The organism is Azospirillum sp. VT-I1 (genome assembly GCF_055698305.1).
The window spans coordinates 114,402-131,791 of sequence record NZ_CP168806.1 but is presented as its reverse complement, the minus strand read 5'-3'; the positions used below and the strand labels follow the sequence as shown (position 1 = coordinate 131,791).

At 69.2% G+C, this 17,390-nt stretch carries 10 protein-coding genes and 1 pseudogene; 5 read left to right on the top strand and 6 right to left on the bottom strand.

The window, feature by feature from the left end:
- Positions 1-67: 67 nt before the first annotated feature.
- Positions 68-1,132: a transporter substrate-binding domain-containing protein gene (locus tag AB8P05_RS29130; protein WP_472761900.1), complete on the top strand. Its 1,065-nt coding sequence runs from the start codon at positions 68-70 to the stop codon at positions 1,130-1,132.
- 246 nt (positions 1,133-1,378) lie between these two features.
- Entirely contained in the window at positions 1,379-3,094 is a 1,716-nt protein-coding gene (locus tag AB8P05_RS29125; RefSeq protein ID WP_472761899.1) for an MFS transporter, read from the top strand.
- A gap of 106 nt (positions 3,095-3,200) precedes the next feature.
- On the opposite strand, the gene AB8P05_RS29120 is transcribed toward AB8P05_RS29125, so the two are convergent.
- On the bottom strand, positions 3,201-4,382 hold the full coding sequence (locus AB8P05_RS29120) for a calcium-binding protein (RefSeq protein ID WP_472761898.1): 1,182 nt from the start codon (positions 4,380-4,382) through the stop codon (positions 3,201-3,203).
- Positions 4,383-4,635: 253 nt separating this feature from the next.
- On the opposite strand from AB8P05_RS29120, the pseudogene AB8P05_RS29115 reads away from it, so the two are divergent.
- Positions 4,636-6,819 (top strand): annotated as a pseudogene (locus AB8P05_RS29115) (PAS-domain containing protein); the annotation flags it as partial.
- Positions 6,744-8,129 (top strand): ATP-binding response regulator, encoded by a 1,386-nt coding sequence (locus AB8P05_RS29110; protein WP_472762015.1) that lies wholly within the window; start codon positions 6,744-6,746, stop codon positions 8,127-8,129. The pseudogene AB8P05_RS29115 and the gene AB8P05_RS29110, both read left to right, overlap by 76 nt.
- 162 nt (positions 8,130-8,291) lie before the next feature.
- On the opposite strand, the gene AB8P05_RS29105 is transcribed toward AB8P05_RS29110, so the two are convergent.
- From AB8P05_RS29105 to gltA, 3 genes are all read right to left on the bottom strand, one after another.
- On the bottom strand, positions 8,292-8,942 hold the full coding sequence (locus AB8P05_RS29105; RefSeq protein ID WP_149222643.1) for a response regulator: 651 nt from the start codon (positions 8,940-8,942) through the stop codon (positions 8,292-8,294).
- Between the two features lie 128 nt (positions 8,943-9,070).
- Entirely contained in the window at positions 9,071-10,084 is a 1,014-nt protein-coding gene (locus AB8P05_RS29100) for an NUDIX hydrolase (RefSeq protein WP_455175978.1), read from the bottom strand.
- Between the two features lie 153 nt (positions 10,085-10,237).
- Positions 10,238-11,569 carry a citrate synthase gene (gene gltA / locus AB8P05_RS29095; RefSeq protein WP_455175977.1) on the bottom strand — a complete coding sequence of 444 codons (1,332 nt, stop codon included), beginning with the start codon at positions 11,567-11,569 and terminating at the stop codon, positions 10,238-10,240.
- A 198-nt stretch (positions 11,570-11,767) separates the two neighbouring features.
- Between gltA and AB8P05_RS29090 the strand changes: the two genes are divergently transcribed.
- Positions 11,768-12,031, top strand: coding sequence for a hypothetical protein (locus tag AB8P05_RS29090; protein WP_455175976.1), 264 nt, complete (start codon positions 11,768-11,770; stop codon positions 12,029-12,031).
- Positions 12,032-12,065: 34 nt separating this feature from the next.
- Here AB8P05_RS29090 and AB8P05_RS29085 read toward each other — a convergent pair whose 3' ends face one another.
- Together AB8P05_RS29085 and AB8P05_RS29080 are read right to left on the bottom strand one after the other, a co-directional pair.
- On the bottom strand, positions 12,066-15,872 hold the full coding sequence (locus AB8P05_RS29085; protein ID WP_472761897.1) for a response regulator: 3,807 nt from the start codon (positions 15,870-15,872) through the stop codon (positions 12,066-12,068).
- Positions 15,869-17,311: a sigma-54-dependent transcriptional regulator gene (locus AB8P05_RS29080; RefSeq protein ID WP_472762014.1), complete on the bottom strand. Its 1,443-nt coding sequence runs from the start codon at positions 17,309-17,311 to the stop codon at positions 15,869-15,871. Before AB8P05_RS29080 ends, AB8P05_RS29085 begins: the two co-directional genes overlap by 4 nt.
- Between the last annotated feature and the right edge of the window lie 79 nt (positions 17,312-17,390).

Here is a 17,390-nt window from a genome sequence, read left to right as displayed (position 1 = left end):
CCCCCAATCGTTTGCGCGGTGCCGCCGTCAGCGTATCATAGCGGCGCCGTCGGATAAGGGGAGAAGGATGGGGCTGAAGCCTGTTGCCGCCGCGCTGGGGCTGATTCTGGCGTTCGTCCCCGCGTTGGGCGGAACCGCCGTGGCGCAGCCCGACGCGCAGCCCGTGCCGAACGGCGACCGCCCGGTCCTGGCGGAGATCGAGCGGCGCGGGGTGGTCCGTTGCGGCGTGTCCTTCAACCCCGGCTTCGCCGCCAACGACGACGGCGGGCGGCCGGTCGGCTTCATGGTCGATCTGTGCCGGGCGCTGGCCGCCGCCGTCCTGGGCAAGGCCGATGCCGTAGAGATCCGCCGCCTGTCCAAGCCGCAGGAGTTCGAGGCCGTCGCAGCCGGCGAGGTCGACGTCTCCTTCGCCCAGACCTCCTGGACGCTGACCCGCGACGCGACCTATGCCGTCGATTTCGGTCCGCCGGTCTTCCACGACGTCCAGGGGATGGCCGCATGGCGCCTGCCCGACGGACGGTCGGCCCTGGACGGCGGGGAACTGACGGTCTGCGTCCCCGCCGGGACCACCACCCAGGCGGAGCTGGAAGCGCTCGCCGCCGCGGGCAAGCGCCCCTGGAAGCTGCGCAGCTTCCCCGGCTGGCCCGATGCGCTGGAAGCCTTCCTCAGCCGCGACTGCGCGGCGCTCAGCGCCGACCGTGCGCTGCTGACCACCGCGCTGCATGTGCTGGAGTCGCCGAAGGAGGCGCTGGAGATCGCCGACGCACCCCTGCCGTCGCGCGAACCGCTGGCTCCGCTGACGCCCAACACCGACCGCATGTGGATGGCGGCGGTGCGCTGGACGGTCTATGCACTGTTCCTGGCCGAGGATGCCGGCGTGACCGGCGCCAACGCCAATTTCCAGCGCATCACCGGCAGCAGCGAGATGCGCCGCCTGCTGTCCGGACTGCCGGAGGTCGCGGCCAAGGCCGGCCTGCGTCCCGACTGGGCCTATCAGGCGGTGGTGCAGGTCGGGAATTACGGCGAGATCTTCGAGCGCAACCTGGGCGCCCGCTCCCCCTTCAAGCTGGAGCGTGGGCCGAACCGGCCATGGACGCAGGGCGGGCTGCTCTACGCCCCCGTGTTCCAATAGGGGTGTTTCGACAGGGCGTACGACCCCGGCGGGAGGCCACGCACCTGTCCAAAGGATCACTGTAACCCAGTACCGCAACGCCTGATACCCCCGACCATGGTCGGGGGTGACGCGGATAATTTGGTTGGCACACTATCCATCAGAAAACCAAGGAGCGGGCTCGGTCATCAGTTCACATGACCGAAACGCACCGCTCGCCAAAAACCAACCGGAATACATGACCTTTCACTTGGGAGGGTGAAGACCATGGCCTATGCGGCTTCGTCGGGCGATGCCGTCCGACCGATGACGAGCGAGGAGAAGAAAGTCATCTTCGCGTCCTCGCTCGGGACCGTTTTCGAGTGGTACGACTTCTATCTCTACGGTTCGCTCAGCGCGGTCATCGCCGTGCAGTTCTTCTCCGGGGTCAATCCGACCGCGGCCTTCATCTTCGCGCTGATGGCCTTCGCCGCCGGCTTCGCCGTGCGGCCCTTCGGCGCCCTGGTCTTCGGCCGTCTCGGCGACATGATCGGCCGCAAATACACCTTCCTGGTCACCATCCTGATCATGGGCGTGTCGACCTTCATCGTCGGCATCCTGCCCAACTACGCGACCATCGGCATCGCCGCCCCGATCATCCTGATCGTCCTGCGCCTGCTGCAGGGTCTGGCGCTGGGCGGCGAATATGGCGGTGCCGCGACCTACGTCGCGGAGCATGCGCCGCACGGCCGCCGCGGCAACTACACCTCCTGGATCCAGACCACCGCGACGCTCGGTCTGTTCCTGTCGCTGCTGGTCATCCTGGGCTGCCGCGTGTCGATGTCGGCGGAGGATTTCAACGCCTGGGGCTGGCGCATCCCGTTCCTGCTCTCCATCGTGCTGCTCGGCATCTCGGTGTGGATCCGTCTGATGCTGAACGAATCCCCCGCCTTCAAGAAGATGAAGGAGGAGGGTAAGCACTCCAAGGCGCCGCTGACCGAATCCTTCGGCCAGTGGAAGAACCTGAAGATCGTCCTGCTCGCCCTGTTCGGCCTCGTCGCCGGCCAGGCGGTGGTCTGGTACACCGGCCAGTTCTACGCCCTGTTCTTCCTGACCCAGACGCTGAAGGTCGACGCGCAGGCGGCCAACCTGATGATCGCGGCAGCCCTGCTGCTCGGCACCCCCTTCTTCGTGATCTTCGGCACGCTGGCCGACAAGATCGGCCGCAAGCCGATCATCATGGCCGGCCTGCTGCTGGCCTGCCTGACCTACTTCCCGCTGTTCAAGGCCATCACCCACTACGCCAACCCGGCGCTGGAGGAAGCCATCGCGACCTCGCCGGTCGTCGTGGTCGCCGATCCGAACGAATGCTCGTTCCAGTTCAACCCTGTCGGCACCAGCCAGTTCACCAGCTCCTGCGACATCGCCAAGAGCGCGCTGGTCCGGCGCGGCATCCCCTACACCAACGAAACGGCCCCGGCCGGCACAGTCGCCTCGATCAAGGTCGGCAGCACGGTCATCCCCAGCTACACCGCGGCACCGCAGGCCAGCACCACCGTGTCGCTCAGCCACGGCCCGACCGCCTCGCATGCGCCGACCGACACCAAGGCCGCCGGCGCCGCCTTCGACAAGGGCCTGACCGACGCGCTGAAGACCGCCAACTATCCGCCCAAGGCCGATCCGGGACGGATCAACACGGTGATGGTCATCGCCCTGCTGACGGTCCTGGTCATCTACGTGACCATGGTCTACGGCCCGATCGCCGCGATGCTGGTCGAAATGTTCCCGACCCGCATCCGCTACACCTCGATGTCGCTGCCCTACCACATCGGCAACGGCTGGTTCGGCGGCTTCCTGCCGACCACCTCCTTCGCCATCGTGGCGGCGACCGGCGACATCTACTCGGGCCTCTGGTACCCGATCATCATCGCCGCCGCGACCCTGGTGATCGGCCTGCTGTTCGTCCGCGAAACCAAGGACGTGGACATCTACCAGCACGACTGACGCAGGGTTCCACCTGCTGACCATAGTCCGGCAAAAGGAAACGGGCGGAGGGGATGACCCTCCGCCCGCTTGCCGTTGGGACCTTTGCCGAAGTCCGGCTTTCCGGTCAGGCGATCGACAGCGTCGCCTGCTGCTGCAGGGCATCGGACGAGGCGAAAGCCGTGCCGGTGCTGGTGCCGAGCGGAGCGGCGCTGCGGCCCTCCTCATAACCCTGGGCGACGTAATGGGCGGTCGCCGCCTGCAGATCGCCGCCGAAGGCCGCCTGCAGGTCCGGATAGCGCGCCAGATAGGCCGACGCATCGAACTCCACGTTCCGCCCCTCGTTCCGGCCATAGGTGGCGTAATGGAGTGCCGCCGCCGTCGGATCGTTGCCGAAGGCCTGGATCAGGTCCGGGTTGGCCGCCAGATAGCTGGTGGCGTCGAAATCGGCCTGACGGTTCTCGTTGCGGCCGACGTCGATGTAGTGGCGCGTCGCTTCCGCCGTGTCGGTCCCGAAGGCGGTGGCGAGATCCGGATTGTCGGCCAGATAGCCGGCGGCGTTGAAGGTCAGGGTGCGCCCTTCGCTCCAGCCGAAGGACCGGTAATGGTCGAAGGCGGCGTCGCTGTCGGTGTTGTAGACGGCCGCAAGGTCCGGATTGGCGGCGAGGTAGGACAGGGCGTCGAACACCGGGGCGGTGGCGCTGGACACCGTCTGGTCGGCGTACTGGATGAACTCGACGTTGGTCATCCGGTCGTAGCCGTTGGCGTCGATCACGTAGATATCGCCGTTGTGCTTGACGGCGCCGCTGTCGGCCAGCGACGCGCTGCGCACCACCGTGTCGATGCCGTCGCCGCCGTCGATGGTGTTCACGCCGGCGCCGCCATCCAGCAGGTCGTCGCCCAGGCCGCCATTGATGGTGTCGTCGCCGGCATAGGCGCGGATCGTGTCGTTGAAGTCGGACCCGGTGAAGCTGTCGTTGCCGCCCAGCAGCGCCGCGCGGATCGCTGCGGGATCGGTGCCTGCGGCCTCCCAGCCCAGCGCCGTCGCCACGGGCAGGTTCAGCTGCGACACCGATAGGCCAGGGATGCCGTTGACGGAGTTGGTGACGCTGGAAATAGTGCCGCCGGTCAAGGTCTGGCCCGTGGCGTCATAGGTGAAGTTGCCGCGGAAGTCGGTAGACCGACCATCGGCATAGTTGACGACGAGCTGGTTGGCCGTAGCCAAGGCAACCGTGCCGCCCCGAATGCCCGTAACGCCGAGATCGTCGGTGTTGATGCTGGTCTGGGAACCGGCGCTGACCGATACCATTCGGACTCTCCTTAACCTTGCATGTTCGACCAAAGGCTTTGCAGCCCGCCAGGAAGAACAGGGAATCGCCGGATGTGTGCCGGCCTCCCCGGACGTGCGGTCGGATGGCTCCCTTTGCTCCCTGTGGTGGCAGGGGCAGCCTTTTGCGCGCCGCCGAAGGTGGGTGCCGAATGCGGGCGCGGCGCAGGGACGCGCCCTGTGCTAGGCTGCCGCCCGCGGGGAGAGAAAATCAAAACGGGATGCGAAAAGCCCCATGGAAAGCTGGTTCATCCTGGCCGTATCGATGGCCTATCTGCTGTCACTGTTCGCCATCGCATGGTACGGCGACCGGACCGGCGACCAGGGCGCCGAACGGCGCACGCCCTGGCTCTATGCGCTGAGCTTCGGCGTCTATTGCACCTCCTGGACCTTCTACGGCGCGGTGGGGCGGGCGGCGACCGGGGGCTTCTATTTCCTGCCGATCTATATCGGGCCGATCCTGATGATCGGGCTGGGCTGGCCGGTGCTGGCCCGCATCGTCCGGGTGGCGAAGTCGGAGAACGTCGTCTCCATCTCCGACTTCCTGTCCGCCCGCTACGGGAAGAGCCGCAGCCTGGCAGCACTCGTCACCGTCGCCGCGGTGATCGGGCTGCTGCCCTACATCGCCCTGCAATTGAAGGCGATCAGCGTCAGTTTCGAGATCCTGGCCGGGGCGTCGCTGGGAACCGACCTGAACCAGATGCCGGGCGGGACCGCGCTGATGGCGGCCCTGCTGATGGCGGCCTTCGCCATCCTGTTCGGCGTGCGCAGCGTGTCGGCCAACGAACACCACCGCGGCCTGATGCTGGCCATCGCCGCGGAATCGGTGGTGAAGCTGGCGGCGGCGCTGGCGGTGGGCGGCGCCATCGCCTATTCGGTCTTCGGCGATCCGGCCACCTTCTTCGAAGCGGCGATGAACCACCCCGGCTTCCTCGACCTTATCCGGCTGGACAGCATCGGCGCGGACTGGTGGGTGGCCTGCCTCCTGTCGGCACTGGCGATCCTGTGCCTGCCGCGCCAGTTCCACGTCGCGGTGGTGGAGAACACCCATGGCGGCGACGTGCGGTCGTCGGCGAAGCTGTTCCCGGCCTATCTGGTCGCCATCAACCTGTTCGTGCTGCCGGTGGCGCTGGCCGGGCTGATGCTGTTCCCGGACGGCACGACCAACGCCGACACCTTCATGGTCTCCATCCCCTTGAGCCAGGGCTGGCCGTGGCTGGCGCTGGCCGCCTTCATCGGCGGCCTGTCGGCGGCGACCAGCATGATCCTGGTGGAGATGGTGGCGCTCAGCACCATGATCTGCAACGACGTCGCCGTGCCGTTGCTGATGGCGCTGCGCCCCGACGACCGGCGGCTGCGCGACGATCCGGCGCGGGTCCTGCTGCTGGTCCGCCGGTCGGCGGTGATCGTGCTGGTCCTGCTGTCCTACGGCTGCTACCGGCTGATCGGCCCGGCCTTTCCGCTGGCGACCATCGGCATGATGAGCTTCACCGCGGTGGCGCAGTTCGCCCCGGCCCTGCTCGGCGGCCTGATCTGGAGCCGCGCCAGCCGCGCCGGCGCCTTCGCCGGCATCTGCGCCGGTTTCCTCGGCTGGGCCTACACCATGCTGCTGCCGTCCTTCGCCGACGCCGGCTGGCTGGCCTCCAGCGCGCTGCGCGAGGGGCCGTTCGGCATGACCGTCCTCAGCCCGGTGGCGCTGGCCGGCATCGCCGGCATCGACCCGCTGACCAACGCCGCGCTGTGGAGCCTGGGGCCGAACATCCTGCTGTTCGTGCTGGTCTCGCTGCTGACCCGCCCGTCGACGCTGGAGCGCCAGCAGGCCGCGCGCTTCATCAGCCTGCGCCGCGCCACCGACGGAGAAGCCACCGGGCCGCGCGGCGCCACGTTGGCCGACCTGCACGACCTTGCGGTGCGCTATGTCGGGCAGGCCCGCGCCGACGCCGCCTTCTGCCGCTTCACCGGGGTGGAGGACGGCGATCTGCGCACCGCGCTGCTGACCCGCACCGACGGCGAGGCGATCCAGCTGACCGAGCGCCTGCTCGCCGGCGCCGTCGGCTCGGCGTCCGCCCGCGTGGTCGTGGCCGGCCTGCTGTCCGACCGCCGGCTGTCGCGCACCGACGCCCGCTCCATCATCGACGAGGCGTCGCGCGCCATCCTGAAGCAGCATGAGCTGCTGCGCGCCACCGTGGAGAACGTTCCGCAGGGAATCGCCGTGTTCGACGAGGATTGGCGCGTCGCTACCTGGAACAACCAGTTCCTGGTGCTGCTCGACCTGCCCGACGGCTTCGTCCAGGTCGGCACCTCGCTGCAGGAGATCGTCGGGCTGATCGCGCGGCGCGGCGAATATGGCCGCAACGGCGAGATCGAGACCCTGCTGGAGCGCCGTTCCGACCCGCGCCGCCGCAACAAGCCCGACGTCTACGAGCGGGTGCGGCCCGACGGCACGGTGCTGGAGATCGCCACCAACCCGATGCCCGGTCCAAGGCCGGGGGCGGCGGTTTCGTCGCCGTCTACACCGACGTCACCGAACGCCACCGCGCCGCCGCCGCCCTGCGCGAAGCCAACGAGACGCTGGAGCGCCGCATCGCCGAGCGCACCCACGCCCTGTCGGAAGCCAAGGCGGAAGCCGAGCGCGCCAACCGCGGCAAGACCCGCTTCCTCGCCGCCGCCAGCCACGACCTGCTGCAGCCGCTGCACGCCGCCCGGCTGTTCCTGTCGGCCCTGGCCGAGCGCAACGGCGACAGCGCCATCCGCCAGATCGACGCCTCGCTGCGGTCGGTGGAGCAGATCCTGGGCGACCTGCTGGACGTGTCCAAGATCGACAGCGGCGTGGTGAAGCCGAATCCGGTGCCGATGCGCATCGAGGAGCTGCTGAAGCCGCTGGGCGAGGAGTTCACCGTCCTGGCCAGCCGCCACGGCCTGGGGCTGCGGGTGGTCGATTGCTCCGCCATCGTGCATAGCGACCCGACGCTGCTGCGGCGCATCCTGCAGAACTATCTCGCCAACGCCGTGCGCTACACCCGCACCGGCCGCATCCTGCTGGGCTGCCGCCGCCGCGGGGGCTTCCTGTCCATCGAGGTGTGGGACACCGGCCCCGGCATTCCCGAGCACAAGGTGCCGGAAATCTTCATGGAGTTCCGCCAGCTCGACAACGATGCCGACGACCGCGGCAAGGGGCTGGGCCTCGGCCTTGCCATCGTGGAACGTCTGGCCGGCATCCTCGGCCACACGGTTCAGGTGCGCTCGAAAGTCGGGCGGGGCAGCGTCTTCTCCGTCCTGGTCCCGCTGACCGACGAGCCGGTCGCCGCCCGCGCCGTGGTGGTCCGCCCGCGCGGCCGCGACCTGAGCGGCGTCCTGGTGCTGTGCCTGGAGAACGAGCCCGCCATCGCCCGCGCCACCGAGGATCTGCTGTCCAGCTGGTCGTGCCGCGTCGTCACCGCGGCGGCCCCCGACCTCGCCCTGGCGAAGCTGGAGGGGCGCATGCCCGACGTGATCCTGACCGACTACCACCTCGACCGCAGCCTGACCGGGGTGGAAGCGCTGCGGACCCTGCGCGCCGCGCTCGGCAGCGACCTCCCCGCCGCCGTCGTCACCGCCGACCGCGACGCCGCCGTGCGCGAGGACATCGAAGCGGCGGGCTGCCGGTTGCTCTACAAGCCGGTGCGTCCGGGCGCGCTCAGGGCGCTGCTGGGGCAGCTGCTGGCGGAGGGACAGCGGATGGCGGGGTAATGCTCCCTCTCCCGCCCCGGGAGAGGGAAGGGGCCCGCCGCGTAGCGGTGGGAAGGGTGAGGGGGTAGGCACGAAGCCATGCGGTTCGGCATTCTCGGCTCACCCCTCACCCTCCCCACTTCGTGGGTCCCCTCCCTCTCCCGGGACGGGAGAGGGCGAAACTCACTCCACCGGCGGCGGGGGAGCCGACGACAGCGCCAGCTGGCTCGCCAGCACCGCCGCCTGAGTCCTCGTCAGCACGCCCAGCTTGCGCAGGATCGTGGTGACGTGGGCCTTCACCGTCGTCTCGGCGACGTTCATCTCGTAGGCGATCTGCTTGTTCAGCTTGCCCTCGGCGATGCCGGCCAGGACGCGGAGCTGCTGCGGGGTCAGGGTGGCGGCGCGCTGGGCCGGGTCGGGGGCGTCGGTCTCGGGGCCGCCGTTGATCTCCGGCAGCCACAGCTCGCCGTCCAGAACGGCGTGGATCGCCTCGACGATCTGGGTGTTGGGGGCGGATTTCGGCACGAAGCCGGAAGCGCCGTAATCGATGGCGCGCTGGATCGTCACCGGATCCTCAGAGGCCGACACCACGATCACCGGAATCGCCGGATGTTCGGAGCGCAGCATCATCAGTCCGATCAGGCCGCTCATGCCGGGCATGTGCAGGTCGAGCAGGATGATGTCCGGCGGTTCCCCGGTGTCCAGCAGCGGCTTGATCTGCTCGAACCGCGATGCCTCCAGGATCACGGCGCCGGGGATCGCCTGCCCGATGGTTTGGGTCAGGGCGGTTCGCATCAGCGGGTGGTCGTCGGCAATCAGGATGCGGTGCGACATCGGCCTTCTTGGACTTTCCGGCTATGGACATTCCGGGTTTAAAACCGTCCCGGCAGTATCCGCTTGCAGCCGCGCGTTGACAACTGCGCCCAATGCCGCGCGTCGACGTTTCCGATGGATTTTTACCCCTATCCGTCCGCGGACGGAATGGCCCCGGCGCTGGTGCGTTCGTGGATGGCCTGCCGCCGGAAGCGGTACAACTCCGCCGGCCGGCCGCCGGTCTGGCTCTCATACTGTCCGGTGGGCTCGACGAAGCCGCCGGAGATCATCAGGCGCCGGAAATTCTGCTTGTGCACCCGCTCGCCCGACAGCGCCTCCACCACCAGCTGGAGCTGGTGCAGGGTGAAGGTCGGCGGCAGCAGTTCGAAGACGATGGGGCGGTAGCGCAGCTTGCCGCGCAGCCGTTCCAGCGCGGTCGCCAGGATGCGCCGGCCGTCGCGCGCCATCGGCCGGCCCAGCGCCCGCGGCATCGGCCCGCCGGCCTGCACAGACGGGTCGATCCGCGCGGCGAGGTCGCGGTCGCGGAACGCCTCCACCACCAGCCCGGCTTCGTAGAGCAGTTCGAAGCGTTCCAGGACCCGTTCCATGTCCCAGTCGGCGCCGTCCAGGCCGAAGGCCATCTGGGCGCGCTCGGCCCGGCGCAGGCGGGTCTCCTCGTCGGGCGCCGAGGCGATCCAGCCGCCGAGCGCCGGGGCGATCACGCCGTCCAGCAGCGGCGGGCGCCGGTCGCGCCAATCCTCCCACGGGAAATGGTCGTAGAGGTCGCGCCACTCGGCCGAGGCATCGCCGCCCAGCGGGCCGTCGCGGACCAAGGCGAGATAGCCGACCACAACGGACCGCGGGCCGCCGAACAGCTCATGCGGGTCGCGGTAACGGTCACCGAAGGTGTAGAGCTGCTCGACATAGCGGAGCGCCAAGCCCGACAGCCCCTCCGCCACCGCGCGCACGCCCTCCTGCAGGGTGCGGAAGCGGTCGGGTTCGAAGGGTGCGCCGGGAAGGGCGTCGCGATGCGGCAACGGCTCGTCGCCGCGCCGATGGTCCTCCGGCACGGCGAAGCCGCTGCGCACCGTCACCACGCGCGGCGTCCCGCCGGTCACCGCCACGATGGCAACCGACAGGCCGAGTTGCAGGGGCTGGGTCACGGCAGACTTGCTTTTCCCCTCTCCCCCCGGGGAGAGGGTCGGGGTGAGGGGAGGCGCGGCGGGACCTTTGCATAGAATCTGAGGTGTATCCCCCTCACCCTAACCCTCTCCCCGGGGGGAGAGGGGATCCAAGGCGGGGATAGGCTACTGAACTCAACGCTTGTCCAGCGGCACGAAGGGGCGGGCGGCGTGGCCGGTGAAGAGCTGGCGGGGGCGGCCGATCTTCTGGGCCGGATCCTCGATCATCTCCTTCCACTGGCTGATCCAGCCGACGGTGCGGGCCAGCGCGAACAGCACGGTGAACATGCTGGTCGGGAAGCCCATCGCCTTCAGGATGATGCCCGAATAGAAATCGACGTTCGGGTACAGCTTCTTCTCGATGAAGTATTCGTCCGACAGGGCGATCCTCTCCAGCTCCATGGCGATGGCCAGATGCGGCTCGTCATGGATGCCCAGGCGGTCGAGAACCTGATAGCAGGTCTCGCGCATGATCTTGGCGCGCGGGTCGTAGTTCTTGTAGACGCGGTGGCCGAAGCCCATCAGGCGGAAGCTGTCGTTCTTGTCCTTGGCGCGGCGGACGAATTCGGGGATGCGGTCGACCGAGCCGATCTCCTCCAGCATCTTCAGCACGGCCTCGTTGGCGCCGCCATGGGCCGGACCCCACAGCGCCGCGATGCCCGACGCGATGCAGGCGAACGGGTTGGCGTGGGACGAGCCGGCGAGGCGGACGGTGGAGGTCGAGGCGTTCTGCTCGTGGTCGGCATGCAGGATGAAGATCTTGTCCATCGCCCTGGATAGGACCGGATCGACCGTCCATTCCTCGCACGGCGTGCCGAAGGTCATGTAGAGGAAGTTTTCCGCGTAGGACAGGTCGTTGCGCGGATACATGAACGGTTCGCCGACCGTGTATTTGTGGGCCATGGCGGCCATGGTCGGCATCTTGGCGATCAGGCGGTGCGCGGCGATCTTGCGCTGCACCGGATCGAAGATGTCGGTGGAATCGTGATAGAAGGCCGACAGGGCGCCGACGACGCCGCACATGATCGCCATCGGGTGGGCGTCGCGGCGGAAGCCGCTGTAGAACTTGGTCAGCTGCTCGTGCACCATCGTGTGGTAGGTGATGGTGCGCTCGAAATCGGCCTTCTGCTGCGGGTTGGGCAGTTCGCCGTTCAGCAGCAGGTGGCAGACCTCTAGGAAGTCGCAGTTCTCGGCCAGATCGGCGATGGCATAGCCGCGGTGCAGCAGGACGCCCTCGTCACCGTCGATGTAGGTGATGGCCGAATCGCAGGCGGCGGTGGAGGTGAATCCGGGATCGTAGGTAAAGTATCCGGTCTCGGCGTAGAGCTTGCGGATGTCGATCACGTTGGGACCGGTGGACCCGCCCAGCAGCGGCAGCTTCAGCGTCTTGCCGGTGGCGTCGTCGGTCAGCGTGACGGTGCCGACCTGGGTCACATCGCCGTGCGGTGTGTGCTTGCTCGATTCCATGACCTTATCACACTCCTTGCTGGCCGGACGGCGCCTGTCGGTCTCCGCCGCCGGACCTTGGTGGTTGGCCCGTTCTTCGCGCGCTTTGGCACCTCACGGCGCCGCGCCGTCTTCTCCCGGTCTCCGAAGGATCGGTCAGGATCGGAACCCGCACCCGTCCACAGTCGTTGACTCCTCCGGAAGATAGCAGAGGACATCATGACCGACACGCCTCAAACGCGCATCCCCTCCGAAGGAATGCCCCACGCCGACAAGCCCCTATCGGACAAACCCGCTTCGGGCAAATCCGGTTCCGACACCCACGACCAGACCCCGGCGGGCGAACGCTCCCCACGCGAGGACATGACAAAGACGCCCGGCGACGGCACCCTGCAGGACGCCACCCCGGCCGGCATGTCGTCGAAGGAACTGCGGGAACGGGCCGAGGACACCGACGGCTCGACCCAGCCCGGCACCGGCTGACGACAGTCCGGCGGAGGGTCAGGCCGGCGGAAGGTCAGGCCGCCGGCCGCTCCACGCCGGTGCGCTCGCGCAAGCTGCGCTCCAGGCAGGCGGCCTCGCGCAGCAGCACCGGCAGAAGCCCGGCGGCCTGAGCGGTGTCGCCGTTGCGGCAGACCACCTCCATCCGCCAGGCGAGATGCATGACCGCCATGCCGCCGAAACTGCCGGCAAGGCTGGACAGGTCGTGCGCCTCCCCCGCCAGCGCCCGCATGTCCAGGGTGCCGCCGGCCGACCGCGCCATCTCCGACAGCCGCTCCAGCCGGCGGGATACGTCGTCGAGGAAGCTGTCCACGATCAGCGCGAGGTTGTCGGCCCCCACCGTCTCGATCAGATCGTCCAGCACCGCCTCGTCCAGAACCTCGCCGTCTTCATTGCCGCCGGCCTCTCCCGCAACGCCGCTGTCGCCGCCGGCTTCCGCCGCGGGCGGACCGCCGGCCTCCGCCATCCAGCGGTCCAGCGCGGCCAGCAGCCCGGCGCGGCTGATCGGCTTGGTCAGATAGTCGCTCATGCCCGCGCGCAGACAGAGTTCGCGCGTGCCCGGCATGGCGTCGGCGGTGAGTGCTATGATCGGCAGGTGGGCGAACCGCCCGCCGCGCGCGCGGATCGCCTGCGCGGCCTCCAGCCCATCCATTCCCGGCATCTGAACGTCCATCAGCACCAGATCGATGCCGCCGCGGCAGGCCGCGGCCACCGCCTGCTCCCCATCCTCCGCCACCTCGACCGTGTAGCCCAGCTTGCGCAGCAGCGTGGTGGCGAACAGCTGGTTGGTGCGGTTGTCCTCCGCCAGCAGGATGCGGCCGCTGCGCGCCGGCTCCTCCGCGCGGCCGTCGGCCGGCCGGCTCTCGGTGGTCTGCCGTTCCGCGCTCACGGTTTCAGCGGAAGGCGGGGCGGCGGCCTGGAACAGCCCGGTCAGGCAGCCGGCCAGCGCGCTCTGCCGCAGCGGACGGCTGAGGGTGGCGTGGGCCAGCCCGTGGGCGGGACCGCCGTCGGCCCGCGCCGCCGGTCCCAATGCGGCGATCAGCACGCGGCTGGTGCCGGCCAGCATCGGGTTGCCGGCAATGACGGCCAGCAGGGCGTCGCCCCCCATGCCCGGCATGGTCTGGTCCACCAGCACCACGTCGAAGGGCCGGCCGCCGACCGCCGCGCGGGTCAGCGCCTCCAGCGCGTCGGGGCCGTTGTCCACCACCGTCGGCCGGGCCCCCAGGCTGTCGAGCATCGCCGCCAGCACCCGGCGGTTGACCGCCAGATCGTCCACCACCAGGGCGCGGCGCCCGGCCAGCGGCTGTTCGGCCGGAGGCAGCGCCTCGTCCAGCAGGGCCAGCGGCAGATCGACCAGGAAGCGGCTGCCGTTGCCCAGGCTGCTTTCCACTCCGATGCTGCCGCCCATCAGTTCCGACAGCTGGCGGCAGATCGCCAGCCCCAGCCCGGTTCCGCCGAACTTCCGGGTGATTGATCCGTCCACCTGCTGGAACTTGTTGAACAGGGTGGGCAGCGCGTCGACCGGGATGCCGATGCCGGTGTCGGTGACCGTCATGCGCAGGACCAGATGCGCCTCGGTGGCGTCCAGCGCCTCCAGCTCCACCGCAACGGAGCCCTGGTCGGTGAACTTCACCGCATTGCCCACCAGATTGACCAGGATCTGCCGGATGCGCGTGGGGTCGCCCAGCAGAGTGCGGCGCAGGAACGGGTCGATGTAGAAGCCGATCTCGATCCCCTTCTCGTAGGCGCGGGGGGTCAGCAGTTCCACCACCCCCTCCACCAGATCGGCGGGGTCGAAGGGCAGCGTCTCGATGGTGACGCGGCCGGCCTCCAGCTTCGAGATGTCGAGGATGTCGTTGATGATGGTCAGCAGCGCGTTGGAGGAGCTGCGGATCGCCTGGGCGAACTGGTGCTGCTCCGCCGTCAGGGAGGTGTCGAACAGCAGTTCGGTCATCCCCATGATGCCGTTCATCGGCGTGCGGATCTCGTGGCTCATCGCCGCCAGGAACTCCGACTTCGCCTGGGTCGCCGCCTCCGCCCGGGCGCGCAGGGCGTCGGCCTCCTCGCGGGCGGCGTCCAGCCCTTCGGCGAGCGCGCACATGTCGGCGGCCTGACGCTGCAGCTCCGCCTCGAAGCGCTTGCGTTCGGTGATGTCGGTGCGGGTGCAGACCAGCGCCCCGCTGCTGGTGCGGTTCTCAGCCACCAGGATCCAGCGTCCGTCGGGAAGCTCCCGCTCGAAGGGCGGGCCGGGATTGCGGTGCTGGGCCAGTTCCGCCTGGATCCACGCCTCGTCGGTCGCACCCTCCGGGTTGGCCCCGAATTCGCCGTTGGCGACGGCGGCGCGCAGGATCTCCTCGAAGGGCCGGCCGGGCGTCAGCAGCGGTGCGGTCAGCGGATGCGCCCTGCGGTAACGCTGGTTGCACAGGATCAGCCGGTCGTCGGCGTCGAAATAGGCCAGCCCCTCCGGCACCGCCTCGATGGCGTCGTCCAGGGTCTGCTTGGCCAGCCGAAGCTCCTCCTCCCTCATCCTGTCGCGCGTGAGGTCGGTGTGGGCGCCGACCATGCGCACCACCCGCCCTTCGGCGTCGCGGATATGGATGGCGCGGCTCAGGATGTAGACGGTGTGCCCCTGCTTGTGGCGGAATCGCTGTACCGCCTCGAATTTCGGGATCAGCCCGGCATTGTAGGCGCGCACCATTTCCAGCGCGGCGATCCGGTCCTCTTCGAAGATCAGGCCCGCCCACATCTCCAGGCTGTTCTCCAGCTCGTCGTCGCGGTAGCCGAGCTGTTCCTTCCAGGTGGGGGAGAACCAGATGACGCCGGTGTCCAGCGACCAGTCCCAAATGCCGTCCCGCGTCGCCTGGACGGTGAGGTCCAGCAGTTCGCGGTTCGACCGCAGCTCTGCCTCTTCCCGCTTGGCGTCGGTGATGTCCTGGACGACGCCAAGCAGCCCGATCGGCCGGCCGGCGTCTCCCCATTCGGCCATGCCGCGGATGAAGACGTGCCGCAGCGTGCCGTCCGGCCGGATGACCCGCGCCTCGACGGAGAATCCCTCGCCGGTCGTCCGCGCCCGCTGCACCAACGCCGCCAGCGTCGGCAGGTCGTCGGGATGGTAGGCGCCGCGCGACATGTCCACCGTCGGCGGACCGTCCTGCGGGCTCAGCCCCATGATGCGGTAGACCTCGTCCGACCAGCGGCGGGTGTCGGTGACGAAGTCGATGTACCAGTGCCCGAACTGGCCGATCTCCTCGGCCAGGTTCAGCAGCCGGGAGCGGTCGCGCAGCTCCGCTTCCGCCTGCTGGCGCCGGGTCACCTCGCGGCGAAGCTCCAGCTCGTCCACCACCAGCCGGGCGAGCTGGGTCAGGGTTTCCGCCTCCCGCGGCTCGAAGCCGCCGCGGGGGCTGTCGTCGATCACGCACAGCGTGCCCAGCTTGTAGCCGTCCGCCACCAGCGGCGCGCCGGCGTAGAAGCGGATGTTGGGATCGCCGGTGACCAGCGGATTGCCGGCGAAGCGCGGGTCCTTCGTCGCGTCCGGCACCACCAGGACGCCGTCGTCGAGGATGGCGTGGGCGCAGAAGGCGAAGTCGCGGTGCGTTTCCTCCGCGTCCAGCCCGATGCGGCTCTTGAACCACTGGCGGTTCCGGTCGATCAGAGAGACCAGGGCTATGCGCGTGCCGAAGAAATGCCGGGCGAGCCGGGTGATGTTGTCGAAGCCGGACTCGGGCGGGGTGTCGAGGATGCAATAGGACTCCAGTACCGCCAGCCGCCGCTCCTCGTCGGGGGGCAGCGCCGCCGGGACCGCGCCGGTCGCCTCCCCGCTCACGCCGCCGTCCCCTGGTGGGCCGTTCCCTGGTGGGCGGTCCCCTCGGCTGCCCGCCACTGCTGCAGCTTGCGGTAGATGGTGGACGGGCTGATCTCCAGCATCAGGGCGGCGCGCGGCACGTCGTCGCCGCTCAGCCGCAGGGCCTTCAGGATCATCTCCTTCTCCACCTGCCACAGCGGAAGGACGGCGCCGTCCTCTGCCGGTTCGCCGCCTGCCGGGTTTCCGCCACCGGCGCCGGCGTCCGCGCCGATCCCGGCGGCTCCTCCGGTCAGGGGCGGCAGCATGTCCAGCGTAACCTGCGGCCCGTCGTTCAGCACGACGACGTTGCGCAGCACGTTCTGCAGCTGCCGCACGTTGCCCGGCCAGTCATGGGCGCGCAGCCGCGCCTCCACCTCCGGCGCGAAGGCCGCCAGGGACTTCCCCTCCTCCCGCGCGTAATCGACCAGGAAGGAGCGGGCGATGTCGATCACGTCGTCGCCGCGGTCGCGCAGCGGCGGCAGGGCGAGCGGGATGACGTGCAGCCGGTAATAGAGGTCCTCGCGGAAGCGACCGGCCTGCACCTCGGCCAGCGGATCGCGGTTGGTGGCGGCGACGAACCGCACGTCCACCCGTTCCTCCCGCCCGCTGCCCACCGGGCTGACGGTGCCGGTCTGGACGAAGCGCAGCAGCTTGCTCTGCAGTTCCACCGGCATCTCGCAGATCTCGTCCAGGAACAGCGTCCCGCCGTCGGCCAGCAGCGCTGCCCCCGGCCGGTCGCCCGCCGCCCCGGTGAAGGCGCCCTTCACATGGCCGAAGATCTCCGACTCCAGCAGCTCCTTCGGAATGGCGGCACAGTTCAGCGCGATGAAGGCGCGGTCGCGGCGCGGGCTGGCGCGGTGGATGGCCTGGGCCGCCACCTCCTTGCCGGTCCCGCTCTCCCCCGTGATGAAGACGTTGGCGCGGCTGGCCGCCACGCTTTCGATGGTGCGGTAGACCGCCTGCATCTCCGGCGAGCTGCCGATGAAGCCGTGGAAGCGCCCGCGGTCCAGATCCTTGCGGTATCCCTCCACCATCCGCGCCAGCGTCCGCCGCTCCAGCGCGTTGCGCAGGGTCAGGTTCAGCCGGTCGGCGTTGAAGGGCTTCACGATGAAGTCGAAGGCGCCCAGCTTCATCGCCTCCACCGCCAGATCGATGGAGCCGTGGGCGGTGACGATCACCACCGACACGCTCGCGTCGCGGGCCTGCAGCGCCTGCAGAACCTCCAGCCCGTCCATGTCCGGCAGCTTCAGGTCCAGGATCACCGCGTCGGGCGGGGATGCCGCCGCAGCGTCCAGCGCCTCGCGCCCACGGGTGCAGTGCACGACCTCATGGGCGTCCGCGCGCAGGAACTCGATGTACAGCTTGGCGAGCGGGACCGTATCCTCGATCAGAAGGATGCGGCGCTTCTTGGCGGAGGACACGGGGGCGGCACTCGGGCAGTCGGTGGGGCAGTCGGTGGGGCAGTCGGTGGGGCAGTCGGTGGCGGGCGGTAATTCGTCC